The organism is Pantoea sp. SS70, from assembly GCF_029866845.1.
In the GTDB taxonomy this organism is placed as follows: domain Bacteria; phylum Pseudomonadota; class Gammaproteobacteria; order Enterobacterales; family Enterobacteriaceae; genus Pantoea; species Pantoea leporis.
The window spans coordinates 2,692,282-2,712,042 of the sequence record NZ_CP117199.1 but is presented as its reverse complement, the minus strand read 5'-3'; the positions used below and the strand labels follow the sequence as shown (position 1 = coordinate 2,712,042).

At 57.8% G+C, this 19,761-nt stretch carries 12 protein-coding genes; 5 read left to right on the top strand and 7 right to left on the bottom strand.

Features of this window, described 5'->3' with window-relative positions:
- Position 1: 1 nt before the first annotated feature.
- Genes mdtC through PO881_RS12530 form a run of 3 tightly spaced genes read right to left on the bottom strand, consistent with a single transcriptional unit; the run spans position 2 to position 7,412 of the window.
- On the bottom strand, positions 2 to 3,073 hold the full coding sequence (gene mdtC / locus PO881_RS12540) for a multidrug efflux RND transporter permease subunit MdtC (protein ID WP_280171870.1): 3,072 nt from the start codon (positions 3,071 to 3,073) through the stop codon (positions 2 to 4).
- Entirely contained in the window at positions 3,070 to 6,192 is a 3,123-nt protein-coding gene (locus PO881_RS12535; protein ID WP_280171869.1) for an MdtB/MuxB family multidrug efflux RND transporter permease subunit, read from the bottom strand. Before PO881_RS12535 ends, mdtC begins: the two co-directional genes overlap by 4 nt.
- Positions 6,192 to 7,412, bottom strand: a complete 1,221-nt coding sequence (locus PO881_RS12530) for an MdtA/MuxA family multidrug efflux RND transporter periplasmic adaptor subunit (RefSeq protein WP_110866640.1) — start codon at positions 7,410 to 7,412, stop codon at positions 6,192 to 6,194. Before PO881_RS12530 ends, PO881_RS12535 begins: the two co-directional genes overlap by 1 nt.
- Before the next feature lie 240 nt (positions 7,413 to 7,652).
- Here PO881_RS12530 and PO881_RS12525 point away from each other — a divergent pair, with 240 nt between their 5' ends.
- Positions 7,653 to 8,615, top strand: coding sequence for an aldo/keto reductase (locus PO881_RS12525; protein ID WP_110866641.1), 963 nt, complete (start codon positions 7,653 to 7,655; stop codon positions 8,613 to 8,615).
- A gap of 218 nt (positions 8,616 to 8,833) precedes the next feature.
- Entirely contained in the window at positions 8,834 to 10,168 is a 1,335-nt protein-coding gene (locus PO881_RS12520) for a carbohydrate porin (RefSeq protein ID WP_167391199.1), read from the top strand.
- 91 nt (positions 10,169 to 10,259) lie between these two features.
- On the opposite strand, the gene PO881_RS12515 is transcribed toward PO881_RS12520, so the two are convergent.
- From PO881_RS12515 to PO881_RS12500, 4 genes are all read right to left on the bottom strand, one after another.
- Positions 10,260 to 11,414, bottom strand: a complete 1,155-nt coding sequence (locus PO881_RS12515) for an IS481 family transposase (protein WP_222233525.1) — start codon at positions 11,412 to 11,414, stop codon at positions 10,260 to 10,262.
- Between the two features lie 99 nt (positions 11,415 to 11,513).
- Positions 11,514 to 12,866 carry a molecular chaperone gene (gene yegD / locus PO881_RS12510; protein ID WP_280171868.1) on the bottom strand — a complete coding sequence of 451 codons (1,353 nt, stop codon included), beginning with the start codon at positions 12,864 to 12,866 and terminating at the stop codon, positions 11,514 to 11,516.
- A gap of 77 nt (positions 12,867 to 12,943) precedes the next feature.
- Complete coding sequence (locus PO881_RS12505) at positions 12,944 to 15,508, bottom strand: diguanylate cyclase (protein WP_280171867.1); 2,565 nt, start codon at positions 15,506 to 15,508, stop codon at positions 12,944 to 12,946.
- Positions 15,509 to 15,669: 161 nt separating this feature from the next.
- Entirely contained in the window at positions 15,670 to 16,281 is a 612-nt protein-coding gene (locus PO881_RS12500) for a phosphatase PAP2 family protein (RefSeq protein WP_101763357.1), read from the bottom strand.
- Positions 16,282 to 16,511: 230 nt separating this feature from the next.
- Between PO881_RS12500 and udk the strand changes: the two genes are divergently transcribed.
- From udk to asmA, 3 genes are all read left to right on the top strand, one after another.
- Positions 16,512 to 17,150 carry a uridine kinase gene (udk, locus tag PO881_RS12495; protein ID WP_008104883.1) on the top strand — a complete coding sequence of 213 codons (639 nt, stop codon included), beginning with the start codon at positions 16,512 to 16,514 and terminating at the stop codon, positions 17,148 to 17,150.
- 72 nt (positions 17,151 to 17,222) lie between these two features.
- Entirely contained in the window at positions 17,223 to 17,804 is a 582-nt protein-coding gene (gene dcd / locus PO881_RS12490) for a dCTP deaminase (protein ID WP_007888946.1), read from the top strand.
- 146 nt (positions 17,805 to 17,950) lie between these two features.
- Entirely contained in the window at positions 17,951 to 19,750 is a 1,800-nt protein-coding gene (gene asmA / locus PO881_RS12485; RefSeq protein WP_280171866.1) for an outer membrane assembly protein AsmA, read from the top strand.
- The last annotated feature ends 11 nt before the right edge of the window (positions 19,751 to 19,761 follow it).

The following is a 19,761-nucleotide window of genomic DNA, read 5'->3' as shown; positions in this document are numbered from 1 at the left end:
GTCATTCAGCGGTTAACTGAACCTTTTTCTTACGCCGCCGCAGCTTATCCATCATCAAATAGACCACCGGCGTGGTGTAGAGCGTCAGCAGCTGGCTCATCACTAAACCCCCGGCGATGGTGATGCCGAGCGGCTGACGCAGCTCCGCGCCGTCACCGCTGGTCAGCACCAGCGGCAGTGCGCCAAACAGTGCGGCGAGCGTGGTCATCAGAATCGGGCGGAAACGCAGCTGGCACGCCTGGAAAATCGCGTCGCGCGGCGACAGATTGCCGTTGCGCTCGGCATCCAGCGCAAAGTCGACCATCATGATGGCGTTCTTCTTCACGATACCGATCAGCAGCAGAATGCCGATCAGCGCAATCAGGCTGAACGGCGTGTTGAACAGCTCCAGCGCCAGCAGCGCGCCGACGCCCGCCGACGGCAGCGTGGAGAGAATGGTCAGCGGATGCACGTAGCTCTCATACAGAATGCCCAGCACGATATACACCGCCGCAATCGCCGCCAGCATCAGGTAGAGCTGATTGGATTGCGACTGCTGGAACACCTGCGCGGTGCCGGCAAAGCTGCCGCGCACGCTGGAGGGCACGCCAAGCGCGGTGATGGTGCGGTCAATAGCTTCAGACGCCTGCGACAGCGATACGCCTTCCGGCAGGTTGAAGGAAACGGTGGACGCCGCCGACAAGCCTTCGTGGTTCACCGACAGCGGCGCGTTGGCCGGTTGCCACTTGGCAAACCAGCTCAGCGGAATCGCTTTGCCGTCGCTGTTAATCACAAACATCTGATCGAGTGAACTGATGTCCTGGGTGTAGCGCGGATCAACTTCCATCACCACTTTGTACTGGTTGAGCGGTTGATAAATGGTGGAGATCTGGCGCTGACCAAAGGCGTTATTCAGCAGGGCATTAGCGGCAGAGACATCAATGCCGAGCCGCGCCATGCTTTCACGGTTGTAAGTCAGATTCATTTCGCTGCCGTTGTCCTGCTGATCCGAGTTGACGTCCGCCAGCTCGGGCAGGGCGGCGAACGCCTGACGGATTTTCGGCTCCCATTCGCGCAAATCATTCAGGTTATCCGACAGCAAACTGTACTGATAGCTGGCGTTGGACTCACGTCCGCCAATGCGAATGTCCTGCACCGCGTTGAGATAGAGATTGGCACCGGGCTCTTTCGCCAGCTTGATACGCAGCCGGGCAATCACTTCCTGCGCGCTTTCGCTGCGCTCGGAGAGCGGCTTGAGCGAGACGAACATCGAGCCACTGTTGGTACGTGAACCGCCAGTAAAGCCGGTGACGTTATCCACTGCCGGATCGGCTTTGATGATGTTCATGAAATCCTGCAGCTTGCCGCGCATCGCCTGGAACGAAATGCTCTGATCCGCCGAGATAAATCCTTGTAAGCGGCCGGTATCCTGTTCCGGCATAAAGGTTTTCGGGATCGAGATGAACAGCCAAACGGTGAGCGCCACGGTGCCGAGCAGCAACATCAGCACCCAAATGGCGTGATTCAGCACCCAACCCAATGAGCGCGCGTAGCCGTTTTGCACCTTCATCAGCAGCTTGCCAAAACCGCGGAGACGCGGCTGGCTGCGCTTGACCTGCGGCTTCAGCAGATAGGCGCACATCATCGGCGTCAGCGTGACCGAGATAAACAGCGAGATCAGAATCGCCACCGACAGCGTAATGGCGAACTCCGAGAAGAAGCGACCAATAATGCCGCCAATCATCAGCAGCGGCAGAAACACGGCAATCAGCGACAGGCTCATCGACAGCACGGTAAAACCGACCTCGCGCACGCCGGTCAGCGCCGCCTGCAGCGGTTTCATGCCCGCTTCGACGTGGCGCGCAATGTTCTCCAGCACCACAATGGCGTCATCGACAACAAAACCGGTGGCGATGGTCAACGCCATCAGCGACAGGTTATTCAGGCTGAAGCCACACAGATACATGGCGGCGAAGGTGCCAATCAATGAAACTGGCACCGCAGCGGCGGGGATCAGCGTGGCGCGCCAGTCACGCAGGAAGGCAAACACCACCAGAATCACCAGCGCGACGGCGATGATCAGCGACTGCTCCACTTCATGCAGCGAGGCGCGAATCGTTGGCGAACGGTCCTGCGCAATTTGCAGATCGATGGCGGCGGGGATCACGTCATGCAGTTCCGGCAATTCGCCACGAATGCGGTCGACGGTATCGATGATGTTGGCTTCCGGCGATTTACGCACCACCAGCAGCACCGCCGCTTTACCGTTGGTCATCCCGGCGTTGCGCACATCCTGCACCGAATCCTGCACGTTAGCGACATCGCTGAGGCGCACCGCCGCACCGTTGTTGTAATGCACCACCAGCGGCTGATATTCGCTGGCGGTTTGCAATTCTCCGTTGGTACGTAACTGCCAGCGCTGCTGCACATCGTCAATCGCGCCCTGCGGACGGCGCTGGTTGGCGTTGCTGATGGCGGTGCGCACCGCATCCAGTGATACGCCCTGGTTGAACAGCGCCTGCGGATTGAGTTCAACGCGCACCGCCGGCAGCGAACTGCCGCCGACCGTCACATCGCCCACGCCCTCAATCTGCGACAGTTTCTGCGCCAGTTGCGTTGAGGCGTAATCATACAGCTGACCGGGATTATAAATGTCCGAGGTCAGCGTCAGGATCATGATCGGCGCATCGGAAGGGTTGGCTTTGCGATAGCTGGGACGGCTCGGCATGCCGGTTGGCAGCAGGCTTTGCGCGGCGTTGATCGCCGCCTGCACATCGCGCGCCGCACCGTTGATGTCGCGATCAAAATCGAACACCAGAATGATGCGCGTGCTGCCTAGCGAGCTGGTGGAGGTCATTTCGCTGACGCCCGCGATGCGCCCCAGCGAGCGCTCCAGCGGCGTTGCCACCGATGCCGCCATGGTTTCCGGCGACGCACCGGGCAGCGAAGCCGAAATCAAAATCACCGGGAAATCCAGCTGTGGCAGCGGCGCCACCGGCAGCAGACGGAAGCCGAGAATACCGGCCAGCGCAATCGCCAGCGTCAGCAAGGTGGTGGCGACCGGACGATGGATAAACAGCGCGAAAAACTTCACGACTGCGCCTCCGGGCGCTTAAAGCGACGGCGCGTAGCGTGCGACAGGCGATCAAACAGCAGATAGATCACCGGCGTGGTGAACAGCGTCAGCACCTGGCTCACCACCAAACCGCCCACCATGGCGATGCCCAGCGGACGACGCAACTCCGCGCCAACGCCGGTGCTCAGCATCAGCGGCAGTGCACCGAGCAGCGCCGCCAATGTGGTCATCAGAATCGGGCGGAAACGCAGCAAGCACGCCTGATAAATCGCCTCGCGCGGCGGCATGCCTTGCTCACGTTCCGCTGCCAGCGCGAAGTCGATCATCATGATGGCGTTTTTCTTCACGATACCGATCAGCAAAATAATGCCGATAATGGCGATGATATCCAGCTCATTACCGCTCAGCATCAGCGCCAGCAGCGCGCCGACACCGGCGGTGGGCAGCGTCGAGAGAATAGTGATGGGATGGATAAAGCTCTCATACAGCACGCCGAGCACGATATACATCGCCACCACCGCCGCCACGATCAGCCACACGGTGCTGGACAGCGCCGCTTCAAAGGCCAGCGTGCTGCCCTGGAACTGCGTCATCATTTCGGCGGGCATGCCTACCTGATCTTCCGCTGCGCTCACCGCTTTCACCGCATCGCCCAACGAATACCCTTCCGCGACATCAAACGAGAAGGTCGCCGACGGGAACTGGTCGAGATGGTTGATGCTGAGCGCGGCGTGGCGCTGCTCAATCTGCGCGATGGCGCTAAGCGGCACGCTGCCGCCGTCGCTGCTGGTCAGGCGAATGCCGTCGAGGCTCGCCAGTCCTGGCGTGGCGTCGCTGTTCTGCTCCAGCACCACGCGATACTGATTAGCCTGGGTGTAAATGGTGGAGATCAGGCGCTGGCCAAAGGCGTTATACAGCGCGTTATCCACGTCGGCCATGCTGATGCCGAGGCGGCTGGCGCTGTCACGATCGACTCTTACAAAAGCTTCCAGACCTTGATCCTGCCAGTCGCTGCTGACGTCGCGCAGTTGCGGCAGCGTGTTAAGTTGCGCCAGCAGTTTCGGCACCCACAAACTCAGCGACTCCAGCGAACCCGATTGCAGCGTGAACTGGTACGGCGTGCGACTCGCCTGGGTATCAATGGTCAAATCCTGCACCGGCTGCAGCCATAGGGAAATGCCGGGCACTTTGGCTAACGCCTGTTGCAGACGCTGCTGCACGGCCGGAATGCGATCGTCACGCTCATCCAGCGGCTTCAGGTTGATTTGCAGGCGCGCGCTGTTGAGCGCGGCGTTGGTGCCATCGACGCCGACAAACGAGGTCATGCTCTGCACCGCCGGATCTTTCATGATGATCGAGGCGACATCGCGCGTGCGCTCTGCCATGTTGGCGTAAGAGACCGACTGCGGCGCCTGCAAGGTGCCCTGAATAATGCTGTTATCCTGCTGCGGGAAGAAGCCTTTGGGGATCATGATCCACAGCAACACGGTGATCAGCAAGGTGCCGAGCGCTACCGACAAGGTGATCCACGGATGCAGCAGCACGCGCGTTAAGCCGCGTCCGTAACGGGCAATAATGCGGTCAAACATCGCTTCGCTGGCCCGCGAGAAGCGGTTCTGCTTGCGCAGCGATTCAGCGCTTAACATGCGGGCGCACATCATCGGCGTCAGCGTCAGCGACACCACGGCGGAGATCAAAATCGCCACCGCCAGCGTCACGGCGAATTCGCGGAACAGGCGGCCAATCACATCGCCCATAAACAGCAGCGGAATGAGCACCGCAATCAGTGAGAAGGTGAGGGAGATAATGGTGAAGCCAATCTCGCCCGCGCCTTTCAGCGCCGCCGTCAGCGGCTTTTCGCCTTTTTCGATATAGCGCGAGATGTTCTCGATCACCACGATGGCGTCATCAACCACAAAACCGGTGGCAATGGTCAGCGCCATCAGCGTCAGGTTGTTGATCGAGAAGCCCAGGAAATACATCGCGGCAAAGGTGCCGACCAGCGACAGCGGCACGGCGACGGCGGGAATGAGGGTCGCCGGAACGTTACGCAGGAACAGGTAGATGATCATCACCACCAAACCCATCGCCAGCATCAGTTCGTGCTGGGTATCGCTGACCGAAGCGCGGATGTTGGTGGTGCGGTCGGTAAGCAGTTTCACCTCCACCGATTTCGGCAGCGTGGCGGTTAATCCGGGCAGCATGGCGCGAATATTATCGGCGGTGGCGATGATGTTAGCGCCGGGCTGGCGCTGCACGTTCAGCACAATCGCCTGCTGACGGTTCGCCCAGGCGCCCAGCCAGCTGTTTTCGGCACCTTGTTCGATGGTCGCCACATCGCCCAGTCGCACCGGCGCGCCGTTGTTATAGCTGATGATCAGCTTGCGATAATCTTCCGCCGAGGTCATCTGATCGTTAGCGGACAGCGTAATTGAGCGCGTTGGGCCGTCGAGGCTGCCTTTCGCCGAATTGACGTTAGCGTTAGTAATGGCGGTGCGCACCGATTCGCTGGTCAGGCCGAGCGCGGCCAGCGCCTGGGTGTTCATCTTCACGCGCACCGCAGGACGTTGCCCGCCCGACAGCGTGACTAAACCCACGCCCGAAACCTGAGAAATCTTCTGCGCCACGCGCGTTTCCACCATATCCTGCACCTGCGTGAGCGGCATACTGGTGGTGGTGACGGCGAGCGTCATGATCGGCGGGTCGGCCTGATTTACTTTGCTGTAGACCGGTGGATTTGGCAGATCGCTCGGCAGCAGATTGGTGGCGGAGTTGATCGCTGCCTGCACTTCCTGCTCGGCAACATCCAGTGGCAGCGTCAGCTGAAACTGCAATGTCACTACCGACGCGCCGCCCGAACTCTGCGACGCCATCTGCTTCAGGCCAGACATCTGGCCAAACTGGCGTTCCAGCGGCGCGGTAATGGAAGAGGTCACCACATCGGGAGAAGCGCCGGGATAGAGCGTAACCACCTGAATGGTCGGATAATCGACTTCAGGTAACGCGGAGACCGGCAGAAAACGGTAGCCGAGCACGCCGGCTAACAGAATGGCGATCATCAGTAGCGTGGTGGCGACCGGGCGCAGAATAAACAGGCGCGAAGGTCCACCGCTGCTGTCAGGAGGCATCACCTGCATTATTGACGCTCTCCGCGTGCGGGCTGCGCAGCGCGCGTGCTGTGGGTCGCGGCGCTTTGCGGTGCCACCACTTCAACGGTGGCACCTTCCGTCAGGCGATCGAGCCCGTCGGTCACCACGCGTTCGCCTGCTTCGAGGCCCGCACTGATCACCACTTTCTGGCTATCCTGCAAACCGGCGGTGACGCGTTTTTTGCTCACTTTGTTGTCGCTGTTGACCACCCAGACAAAGTGACCGTCGTTGCTCATCTGCAACGCGGCGGTGGGGATCACCACCGCATCCTGCAAGGTGTCCACTTTCAGACGCGCATTGACAAACTGATTCGGGAACAGCGTGTCATCTTCGTTGCTGAAGCGTGCTTTGAGTTTGATGGTGCCGGTGGTGGCATCAATCTGGTTATCGAGGCTCAACAGCGTGCCGCTGGTCAGCAGCGTTTTGTTGCTGCGATCCCAGGCTTCGACAATCAGCGGCTGTCCGCTTTTCTGCGCTTTGAGGATTTGGCTGATGTTGTTCTCGGCGACGCTGAACACCACGTCAATGGGGTGCGTTTCGGTGATCACCACCAATCCGGTGGTATCGCCGGAGGTGATGTAGTTGCCGACATCCACCTGCTTCAAGCCGACGCGTCCACCAATCGGCGCAGTGATGCGGCTGTAGGTGAGATTGAGCTGGGCGCTGGCGACGTTGCCTTCATCAGCTTTAAGGGTGCCGAGCGTTTCGCTCACCAGCGAACGTTGCGTATCGAGTTCCTGCTGCGATACCAGCGAGGTTTTCGCCAGTTTTTCATAGCGACTGAGATCGCGGCGCGCGTTGGCAAGCGTAGCCTGGTCTTTTGCCAGTTGGCCCTGCGCCTGAGTTAATGCCACCTGATAAGGGCGTGGGTCGATTTCCGCCAGCAGCGCGCCAGCGGCCACTTGCTCTCCTTCCTGGAAGTGCAGCGCCATCAATTGGCCGTCAACGCGGCTGCGCACCGTAACGGTGTTGGCGGCGGTCACGGTACCAAGGCCACTGAGGAAATACGGCACGCTTTGGGTGGTGGCAGCGGCGGCTTGCACTGGCGCTAAGGGGCGTTTGCCACCTGCGCCGCGACCACGCTGCTGCTGACCTTCGGCCTGCGGCTGTTTATTCGGTTCCGCTGGATGCTGCCACCAATAATATCCGCCCGCCAGTACGGCAATCACGGCTACGGCCAGTAAGCTTGTTTTAATTCGACGGTTCATCAAGGCGTGTGCTCTCCAGCATTTTTCGTTTTCCCCAATGCGAAATATAAAAATAGCCATTTCGCAAACGAATGATTGTAGTCGCCCGGACCGGGCAAAAATTGAAGGAAATAAGAATATCGCCCCATTGAAGGTAAGTATTCATATTCTGTAAATATTCTGCCAGCAATAGGCATAAGCGCGGCAATTTCCTTTGCTAAGCTCAATACAGACCTGTCTCGTTTGAATAAGGAGAACAAAATGAGTCAACAGAAACTCCGCCAGCTCGGCGACAGCGGTATTGAAGTTCCCCGTCTCACTTTTGGCGGCAATGTGTTTGGCTGGACGGTGGATGAGAAAACCTCATTTTCCCTGCTTGATGCGCTGGTGGAGAAGGGCTTGTTCTTCATCGATACCGCCGACGTTTATTCGCGCTGGGCGCCGGGTAATGAAGGTGGCGAATCGGAAACCATCATCGGTAAATGGCTGAAGAAAAGCGGCAAGCGCGACAGCATCGTGCTGGCCACCAAAGTCGGCATGGAGCTGTCGCCGGAGAAAACCGGCCTCAAGCCGGCTTACATTCGTCAGGCGGTAGAAGATTCGCTGCGCCGCCTGCAAACCGACGTCATCGATCTTTATCAGGCGCACCGCGATGATGACGCGACGCCGCTGCTGGACACGCTGAAAGCCTTCGATTCGCTGATCAAAGAGGGCAAAGTGCGTGCCATTGGCGCGTCTAACTATAACGCTAAACGTCTGCAGGAAGCGCTGGACGTGAGCAAGCAACATGGCCTGGCGCGCTATGAAACCCTGCAGCCGGAATACAATCTCTACGATCGCCAGGAGTATGAAAGCGGTCTGGAGCAGGTTGCGGTGAAAAATGGCCTCGGCGTGATTAACTACTATTCGCTGGCCAGCGGCTTCCTCAGCGGTAAGTACAAAAAGCCAGAGGATGCCAGCAAAAGTCAGCGCGGGCAGGGCATCGTCGACAAGTACCTGAATGAACGCGGTAAGCGCATTGTTGAAGCGCTGGAAGATGTCGCCGCCTCGCACGATGTGTCGGCAACGCAGGTGGCGCTGGCGTGGCAGATTGCCCGTCCGAGCATTACCGCCCCGATTGTCAGCGCCACGTCGCTGGAGCAGTTGGATGAGTTGGTGAAAGCCACCCAGCTCGAACTCAGCAAGCAAGAGATCGAAGAGCTGGCGAGCGCCAGCAAACTGTAAGGTTTTCAGGGACGCTGCGGCGTCCCGCTATTTTCTAGCTCTGCCTCACAAAAAATGCCATTTCCCACAAAAGATTTTCAATCATCGACAGACGTCACAATTGCGCTAACGCACTATCATCCTGCGGTAAACTGCGCACATATTTGCAAAAACTGACAAATCCTCAGCACTATCCTCTGTTCGATCCATTCCAGTAACTTCATATAAGAATAACCATCATGAACAGAAAAGAAGCAGTGCAGCATTTACCCCGCCTGGCAGCGGGAACTCTGATGTTTGCGATGCTGAGTGCATCTGCGCTGGCCGCTGATGCTTTCAGTTACGACTCTCCCTATATGTTTGGTGATTGGGGCGGTTACCGAACGCAGCTGGAAAATGACGGCATAAAATTCGACGTTAACTACACCATGGAAAGCGGCTCCAATCTGGCGGGCGGCGCCGATACCAACACCTCAATGCGCTACAGCGATCAGTGGGCGTTTGGCGCTAACTTCGACCTGGAAAAACTGCTCAACTGGCAGGATGCGCAATTCCAGATGACGATTACCGATCGTAATGGTCAGAACATTTCCGATCAGGTCGCCGATCGTCGCACCGGCATGTTGTCCTCCACTCAGGAAGTATACGGACGCGGCCAAACCTGGCGTTTAACCCAGTTCTGGTTAAGCAAAGGTCTGTTCGATAACACCGTGAACCTGAAAGCCGGTCGCGTTACCGTCGGTGAAGATTTCGATAACTTTGACAGTAAGTTCCAGAACCTGGCGTTCGGTAGCGGCCAGGCCGGTAACTGGCGTGGCGATCGCTGGTTCAACTGGCCGGTGTCCCAATGGGGCGGCCGCGTGAAGGTGAATATCACACCTGAAGTGTTCTTCCAGGTGGGCTTCTATAACCAGAACCGCGCCAACTACGATCGCGGCGACGGATTCCGTCTTGATACCAGCAACTCCGAAGGCAATCTGGTGCCGGTAGAGTTGGGTTGGAAACCAACGTTAGGTGCCGACAAGCTGCCGGGTAATTACCGTATCGGCTATTACTACTCTTCGGCTAACGGCGACAACTACGGCAGCTGGCGCGATGGGGCTTATCAAAGCCAGGATCACGCATACGGTGGCTACGTGCTGTTGCAACAGCAACTGACCGCGCAGGGCGGCGATGCCAGCCGTGGTTTGGGCGTCACCGTTCAAGCGGTGATGAACGACCACAAAACCTCGAAAACGGATAATTATCAGTCGGTGAGCTTCACCTGGAAAGGGCCGTTTGATGCGCGTCCGCAGGATGAGATTGGTGTGGGTGCGGCACGTATTCACGTTAACAGCGCCTACACGCGTTCGCAGCGAGAGCAGAACAACGCGAACGGTGAGACCGACTTCAATAGCCCAACCTACCTGCCGATTCAGGATGGCTCAGAGTACAACTATGAGATCTACTACAACGCGCAGCTGACCAAATGGCTGCAATTGCGTCCGAACCTGCAATATGTGGTGGCGCCGGGGGCGGTAAGTGAAGTGAAAGATGCGTTTGTGGGTGGGATCAGTGCGAACGTGAATTTCTAATCTGGCAGAATGTGTGACTTTGCCCTCTCCCTTTGGGATGTACAGTCCGGGGACATGGTAGACAGGTGTTCGGGGACATGGTGAACACTTTTTAACATCCTTTACCCATGGTGATCGACTTTTTCTTCAGGTCGATCACCCCCACTTTTGTGCTGTACCACCATACCTCGTAGCACCCGTCTTCCTGCATCTCCTTCAGGCCAACGTGCTCTCCCCTGAACGCCTTGCCTGCCTTCAGACTCAGGCCTTTTATAGTCAGCTTCCCACTGATATCTACCTTCCTGACCATCACGCCCTCGTCGTATTCCGCTGACGTTACGCTGGCGCTGTACTGCCGAGCCGATGGCTGATAGCGCGACGCCGGCACCGCCATATCCAGCGCCTCATGCGGGCGTTCAAGGTTATAAACCGTCCGCCAGTGATCGAAGGCGCGCTGCAGCTCACCGTCGTCCGCGAACCACTTCCCCTGCAGCACTTCAGCCTTCAGGCTGCGGTGAAAGCGCTCCAGCTTGCCCTGCGTCTGCGGATGATAAGGCCGGGAGTGCCCCACCCGGATACCCTGTCGCATAAGCCACAGCTCGACGGCCGTCCAGGTCCCGGTAGTGTCGCCCCACGGTGAACCGTTATCCATCGTCATCCGGTCCGGCAGGCCGTAACGTTCAAAGACTCTGACCAGCTGCTTCTGCACCGTCTCACGCCGCTCATCAGCGCAGTGTACGAGGCAAAGCGAGAAGCGGGAGTGATCGTCAAGGAGGGTAAGCGGGTGGCAGCGGCCGCCGCCAAAGGGAAAATGCCCCTTGAAATCCATCTGCCAGAGCTGGTTCGGGGCCGCATGTTCAAACCGGCCCGTGGCCGGGACACCCGGAGCTGAGCCCGGCAGCAGGTCGTGGCGGGCCATCAGGCTGTGGACGGTGCTGAAGGCGGGCATGCGGTGTCCGCGGTCTTCGAGCCAGCGCTTTATCTTGCGCGCGCCCCAGTGCTGATGAAGTTCATGCGCCATACGAAGCAGGTCAGTGATGTCGTCAGACGAGCGGTTGGGAGAGTGATGGGGTATGCAGGGGCGGTCCTCAAGACCGGATTCTCCCTCTTCAGCCCAGCGGCGAAGCCACTTGTAGGCAGTGGCGGAAGAAATGCCGTAGTGACGGCAGAGTGCGCGGATGTTCGCCCCGTCTTGCGAGGCGAACAGAACAAACTCTTTACGTAATGACATGGTATCTCTCGCATCCCAGGACATAAGCGACTCCATAAACGGGTTCTTATGCCTTAGTTGTAAGTGTCTACCATGTCCCCGAACAAGTGTTCACAATGTCCCCGGACTGTACAGGGAGAGGGCAGGGTGAGGGAATTATCTGAACATCACTTCGGCCCAGCGGGCGAGGCCGGCGGTCACCGAGGCGAAGTCATCGCCGCTGGCGATAGGCGTATCGGGCAGCGCCTGCTGTAACGCCGCACGCAACACCGGAGAACGTGCGCTACCGCCGGTGAGATAAATCACTTCCGGCTTGGTTTCGCAGGTGGCGAGCGCCAGATGCACTTGCTCCAGAATGCGTTCCAGCGGTTGATTAATCGCTTCTTCCAGCTGCGCAGCACTAATTTGCGCCTGCAATTTCGCGGCGATAAACGCCAGCGAGGCATCGGTCTCTTTCACCTCCGACAGCGCAATCTTGCTCTCTTCCGCCGCACGCACCAGACGATAGCTCAGCTTCTGCTGCCACACTTTCAGCAGGTGCGCCACTTTGTCGCTGTGTTCAGCATCGCGAATCAAATCGCGCAGCAGTTTGCCGCTGGCCGCGGAATAGAAGTCGCTTTGTGCCGGAACGTCGTTGATCGCCACCGCATTCCACCACGGCAGCGCGGGCAGCGCGGTGCCTTTTTGCGTATTGCCACCGAGCCCCAGCAGCGGCATCAGGGTTTTAAACGCCAGCATAATGTCGAGATCGTTTCCGCCCACGCGGCATCCGCTGTGGCCAAGTAAACTTTCACGGCGATCGGTTTTATGACGCCATTCCGGCCCCATCAGCAGCATCGAGCAGTCGGTGGTGCCGCCGCCGATATCGACGACTAATACGCGCGTCTCTTTCTGCAGCGTGGCTTCGAAATCGAGGCCCGCCGCCACCGGCTCAAACTGGAACTCCACATCACGAAAACCGGCGCGCTGTGCCGCACGCAGCAGAATGCCCTGCGCCTGCTGGTTAGCCTCTTCGCCGCCTAAACCCTGGAAGTTAATCGGGCGGCCAATCACCGCTTGCTCAATCGGGCGATCGAGCTGGGTTTCGCCTTGCTGACGAATGTGCAGCATCATCGCGCACACCAAATCTTCAAAGAAGGCGATCTGCTGTGGCTTCAGGCCGTTAGCGCCGAGGAAGGATTTCGGTGACTTCACGAACCATACTTCTTCGGGATCGACCATATATTGCTGCAGCGCGGTCAAACCGAACTGCACGCTGCCCGGCGTGACGTCGATATCTTCTTCGCGGTTATAGCGCAGCGCACGCTGCAATAAAGCGGTGCCTTCGCTGTCGGGCGTTGGCACCTGATGATGGCGATGCAGCCATTCGCTGATCGCTTCACGCGTTGGCGCGCAAATCATGGAGGGAAGCAGGCGCTGACCATTCTCCAGTGTCAGCAGGCGCGGCGTGCCATTATCGCTGACCGCAATTGAGCAGTTTGCTGTGCCGAAATCGAATCCGATAAACATATTTATCCCCCATGCCGGAAAAAAGGGGGCGACTTTAGCGCAGCCAGCGCGGGCTGGCAATGGGCAGACGTGGCAGATTACATCTGCACTTCCTGATAAACGTGATACTGACCACGGCCCGCGTGTTTTGCGCTGTAACAGGCGACATCGGCCTGTGACATCACCACATTGCTGATGCAGTTGCGTTGATCAATTTGCGTGATGCCGGCACTTGCGCCGACATGATAAGTCTGCTCCTGCCACATAAAGCGATATTCGCTCACGGCGGTGACGATACGCTGCACCACGTCGCGCACCTGATCCACTTCGCAATTCGGCATTAGCACGCCAAATTCGTCGCCGCCCAAACGCGCCAGCATATCGCTGCTGCGCAGATGATGCGGCATCAGCTCTGCCAGTTCGCGCAGCAGCGCATCACCGGCGGCATGCCCGGCGGTATCGTTCACCGCCTTGAATTTATCCAGATCGATAAATACCAAGACGTGATGGGTGTGGTTGGCCGCCGCATCGTTCACCAACTGCTTCAAACGCTGCTCGAAGCTGTGGCGATTTGGCAGGCGCGTCAGCATATCGTGTGAAGCGCTGTAGCTCAGGCGCTTCATCACCTTGCGCGATTCACTGACGTCCTGAATAACCATCACCGCGCCGATGCTGGCGCCGGTCAGGGTTTTCAGCGGCGTGATGCTGTAGTGGATCTCCACGCGCGTGCCGTCTGGTGTATGCAGCACCAGCTCTTCATCGAGTTCGGGAGAGATTTTTTCGTCCGGCAGCTGGCACAACAGCAAATTATCGACGCGCGGGCCGCTCGCGCCGCGCGTGATGTTAAGCAGTTCGGTAATGGGTACGCCTGCGGCTTTTTCCTGTGGCCAGCCGCTCAGCGTTTCGGCCACCGGATTCATAAAGGTGACGCGCATTTCATCATCGGTACTGATCACCGCTTCACCGATGGAATCGAGGGTGATCGCCATGCGCTCTTTTTCCTGGAACAGCGCTTCATTCAGCGCGCGCAGCGGCGTGATGTCCTGACAGATGCCGAGCATACGTTCAATCTGCCCATCCTGACTCAGAATGCGGTTGGCCTCAGAGCGCACGTAGCGCGGGCCTTCCGGTAGATTAATCCGGTATTCCAGCTGGAAAGCGCTGCGGCGTTCGATGGCCTGCTGCACCGCAAGCGTGGCGGTTTCCCGCTCGGCCGGATCAAGCAGATGCACCCACAGATCGTAGGTGGGCGTCTGGTGCGGACTTAAGCCAAATAGCTCATACATGCGCTTGTCCCACAACATCTCGCCGGTCAGCAGATTCCACTCCCAGACGCCAATGCCGCCAGCTTCATTGGCCAGCGTGATGCGCTCCATCAAGCGTCGATTAATCTGCTCACTCTGCTTCAATTCGGAGATATCGATAATCTGCGCGATGAAGTAGTGCGGCTGTTGCGCGGCGTCGCGCACCATCGATACCGTCAGGCGCGCCCAGACGATTTCGCCATCCTTGCGGAAATATCGCTTCTCCATGGTGTAGGTCATGATTTCACCCGCCACCAATCGCTCCAGCTGCTGTAAATCGTTGTTGAGATCGTCGGGATGGGTGATTTGCTGGAAGGTGAGCTTTTTCAGCTCATCGGCCGGGAAACCCAGCGTCTGGCACAGCGAATGATTGACCTGCTGCCAACCGCCATTCGGCGAAACCAGCGCCATGCCAATCGCGGAGTATTCCATAGCGTTACGGAAGCGGGTTTCACTCTCGCTGATATGATGCTTCTCGCGCTGGAAGGCATCCATCACCAGCGCCATCACGTGGCTCGGCAGCAGCACCAACAGAAATGGCAGCCATGTGCTGACCTGGCCGAGCAGCATGCCGTTTTGCGCCAGGTTGACCCAGTTAAAGGCCAGCAGAATCGAGATGAAACTGGCGTTGAGGAAGAACAGCAGAAACGCTTCGAACTTGGGTAGCCGCACCGAGCACCAAAAAAGAATCACCACAATAAAAGTGAAGGGCCACGGCAGAAAACGCAGCGACAAATAGCTGGCGAGCAGCGTGACAAGCAGCGTCAGGCCGGTTTCCAACTGACGGCCTGGCGTCAAAATCTGGCGCAGCGGTTTATTTGGCCACAGCAATAACACCGGGCCAAACGCCAGCACGCCGATCACCTCAGAAATCACCCACGTCGAGAAGAAGGGCAGTGACGCATTGCTGCCCACATGCAGCATCCACAATGCCACGACGCCACCTAACAGCGGCGCAATCAGGCCGGCGCACAGGGCAAAGCGCACCCAGTCGAGTAACGAATTGAGCGGGGCGCGGCGATCGAGCAGCGCGCGCAGCATCACGCCGCCCAGAATCGCCTGCACCATATTTAAGATGGCGAACTTAATGTTGCTGAGCGCGGGGCCAATAATGATCAGATTGGCTAACGCGGTACCCAGTACGCAGGCAAGCAGCAGCAAGGGAACGTGTTTGGAGTGGGCGCGAAACACGATCACCGTCATCAGCGCGGTGGAGTACCAAAGCGGCGAAATACGGCCACTGACAACAATCAGTTCCAGGCAAAATAGCGTCAGTAGAAAAGTGAGCCCGCCAATGAGCAAGGCATTGAGCCAGGTTCGCTGTGGCCTTTCCTGTGAAGTTAGTATCTCGAGGGTCATGCAAGAATCCAGCAGCGCGCACCTGATTCACGATGGAAAATGCGCCAATCAATCACTATTTTGCATGCTAGCACATCTGTTTGAGATGTCTGCGGGGAATTCGACTTTAGTCGTTATTCACTGAATTGATTGGCCCTTTGCGCGCAAAGGGCCAAACGGGATTAGCGAAAAAGATCGGCGCGGGTAAACGGCTTTTCTAAGCCGGCAAGATTGGCAGAGAAGCGTTCGAGGAACTGTTGCGTGGTGGCGACGCGGCCGTGGCTCAGCAGCAACAGCGGCACCAGCAGCGCGACGCCAATCTGCGGCAGGCTAAAGCCCTTTAGTGAAGTGCGGCGCTGCGTCAGCAGGAATGCGGTGCTAAGCGTAAAGCCAAGCATCAGGCCCGCCAGCACTTCGCTTTTGGAGTGCGCGTGGATGACCAGGCGCGACAGGCCAACCATCAACGGGATCAGATAGCCGATGCCAATGGTAAACAGGCGCCAGCGCGGCGACCAGCGGCCGGAGATCAGCCACATCATCACCGGCCAGAGCGTGGCCGACATCGCGCTGTGGCCGCTGAAGCCGGTAAAGTTGAATCGGGCGCTACCAATGCCAAAGCCGAGAAACAGGATTTTCGAGACGCTCACCACCAGGCCAGCCAGACCAAACGCCAGCACCCAATACCAGACGGTTTGGCGGTTGTCGCTTTTCCATGGCAAGACCAGCGCGATGATCACCGCGGTGGGGATCAGCAACATGCTGTCGCCAAAATAGGTCAGGGTTTTCCAGCTCATACTTTTCCTTGCGGCTATATTCGGAGTGCCAACGCCGGCTGCAGTGTTGGCAGATCAACAGTGTATCGATTAAGCGTCTGGCTGCAAAAGGGGATATTCTGAAAAGCCGTTGGCCCATTTCTCTGGCATCAACCCGGTGAAATACCTATAATTGCCGCCAACTAACCCTCTCATTCGGCCCGTTGCAGCTTCGGCTTAGGCAGGCTCCAGTTATCAGGTCTTAAAAAAGTATGACTGACAAGTCTCATCAGTGCGTGATCGTTGGCATCGCAGGTGCATCCGCATCCGGAAAAAGTCTTATCGCCAGCACGCTCTATCGTGAAATCCGTGACCAGGTCGGTGACGAGCATATCGGTGTGATCCCCGAAGATGCCTACTATAAAGATCAGAGCCACCTCACCATGGAAGAGAGGGTCAAAACCAACTATGACCATCCGAGTGCGATGGATCATGATCTGTTGTTGCAGCACCTGCGCGCGCTTAAAGCTGGTCAGGAAATTGAGTTGCCGGTTTACAGCTATGTTGAGCACACCCGCACCAGCGACTGTATTCATCTCAAATCGAAGAAAGTCATCATTCTCGAAGGCATCCTGCTGTTAACCGATGCGCGCTTGCGTCAGGAGATGAATTTCTCCATCTTCGTCGATACACCGCTGGATATCTGTTTGATGCGCCGCATGAAGCGCGATGTGAATGAGCGCGGTCGCTCCATGGATTCGGTGATGAGCCAGTATCAGAAGACCGTGCGTCCGATGTTCCTGCAATTTATTGAACCTTCCAAGCAGTACGCTGACATCATTGTGCCGCGCGGCGGAAAAAACCGTATCGCCATTGATATCCTCAAGGCCAAGATTAATCAGTATCTTTGACGACATGGCGTCCGCCCCGGCGTGACGCGCTGTCGTAGCCATTCGCTACACTTAATTCATGGAGTACCTGCGATGAGATTATGCGATCGCGATATTGAAGCCTGGCTGGACAACGGAAAGTTGGCGATTGAGCCGCGCCCGCCAGTGGAACGCATCAACGGCGCCACGGTGGATGTGCGCCTCGGCAATCAGTTCCGCACTTTTAGCGGTCATACGGCGGCGTTTATTGATTTGAGTGGTCCAAAGCATGAAGTCAGTGCCGCGCTGGACCGTGTGATGAGCGACGAGATTGTGCTGCCGGAAGGCGAAGCCTTTTTCCTGCATCCTGGCGAGCTGGCGCTGGCGGTAACGCTGGAATCGGTCACCATTCCTGACGATCTGGTCGGCTGGCTGGATGGCCGCTCTTCGCTGGCACGCCTGGGTTTAATGGTGCACGTCACGGCGCACCGTATCGATCCGGGCTGGCAAGGCCGTATCGTGCTGGAGTTCTATAATTCAGGCAAACTGCCGCTTGCGCTGCGTCCAGGCATGTTGATTGGTGCATTGAGCTTTGAGCCGCTGTCGGGCCCGGCTGCGCGACCGTATAACCGTCGCGAAGATGCCAAATATCGTGGTCAGCAGGGCGCGGATGCCAGCCGCATAGACAAAGACTAATGCCAACTTATGCTTGCCAAAATAATTCGAGGTGCAGCAAGGCGGCAAGCGAGTAAATCCCCGGGAGCTTACATCAGTAAGTGACCGGGGTGAGCGAGCGCAGCCAACGCAGCTGCACCTTGAATTATGACGGCAATGAGGATGTGATGAGAAGAGTGATAACTACGCTGGCCATCCTGTTAGTGGTGGTGGTAGCGGGCATGACGGCATTGGTGTTGCTGGTCAATCCCAACGACTTTCGCACCTACATGGTAAAGCAGGTAGAACAGCGCAGTGGTTATCAGCTTCAGGTAGGCGGCGATCTGCGCTGGCACGTCTGGCCGCAGCTTAGCATTCTCGCCGGACGCATGAGTCTGACCGCGCCGGGTGCGACGCAGCCGATGGTCACCGCCGATAATATGCGCCTGGATGTCCATCTCTGGCCGCTGTTGTCGCATCAGCTTAGCGTCAGCCAGGTGATGCTGAAAAACGCCATCATCCGCGTTACGCCAGACAGCGCCGCACAAAAGCCGAGCGGCGCGCCAGTGGGGCCGGGTGATGCCGAGCCAGTGAGCAGCAGCGATAACGGCTGGTCATTCACGATTGGCAAACTGCGTCTTGCCGACAGCCTGCTGATTTGGCAGCAGCCCGGCGGCGACGAATATAATTTCCGCGACCTCAATCTCAACCTCGATCAGGATGCCAGCAAGCAGGCCAGCATCAATCTGGCTACCCGGATTTCGCGTAATCAGCGCAATGTTAGCGTCAATCTCAAAGGTCAGATGAATGTGGCGCAATACCCACATCGTCTGGTCGGACAGCTGGATGAGTTGAATTACGCCATCGACGGCGCCAATCTGCCGACGCAGGGCATCAAAGGCACCTTGAGCGGGCAGGGCGAATGGAACGGTGACAATCAGCGTTTCTCCCTACAGAAGATGCAGCTCACCGCCAATGACAGCGCCTTGGATGGCAGCGCCGAGGGGCGTCTGGCGCTGCCGCAGCAGCTTAATCTGGCGCTACACGCCACCCGTTTAGACATCGACGCGTTGATGGCGAATGCTCCGGTGACGGATAGCAGCGCGCCGCAGCGAGCCAATGTGGTGAGCACGCCAGTGATTGCTGAACCGCGAATGCGTGATAACAGCAACTCGCCGCTGAATCAGCTGGATTTGACGCTCAATCTCACCGCCGATAGCAGCGTGTGGCGCGGCCTGACGCTGACCAACTTGCAGATCGATGCCAGCAATCAGCAAGGTTTGATGACGCTGAGTAAGCTACAAGGCAAATTTGGCGAAGGCCATTTCTCCGTTCCCGGTTCGGTGGATATCCGCAAACCGGTGACGCAAGTGGCATTCCAGCCTGAGCTTGATAACATCGCCATTGCGCCGCTGCTGAAAGCATTAGAACTACCAGAAACGCTGCAAGGCACGGTTTCACTGCAAGGCGATGTGAGCGGCGCTGGATTGAGCATTGAAGAGGCAAAACGTAACTGGCAGGGCAGTGCGGATCTGGAAGCCACTAATTTGCAGCTTTCGCAGCTGAATCTGCAGCAGATGGTGCGCCGTGCGGTGGCGCGCGTCAGTAATCGTGTCACCAACGATCAACCCGACGACCAGGGCATTCAGCAGTTGAGTGGGCGCGTGAGTCTCAAGCAAGGCATCTTCAGCTTGCCGGATCTGCAGGGCGGCAATAGTCGTCTGGCGGTGCAAACCAAAGGCAATGTCGATATGGTTAAACAGCAGCTCGACGTCACCATTAATATGATGCTGCGCGGCTGGCAGGGCGACGATAAATTAGCCTCGCTGCTGAACCAGCAAACTATTCCGCTGCGCATGTACGGCGGCTGGAATAATCTGCAGTACTCGTTGCCGGTGGATGACGTGGTGCGTCAGCAACTGCAAAGCGAAGCGAAGTCGCGGCTCAATCAGTGGCTGGATCGCCAACAACCGGCGAAGCAGCCGTGACTGAAACCAGG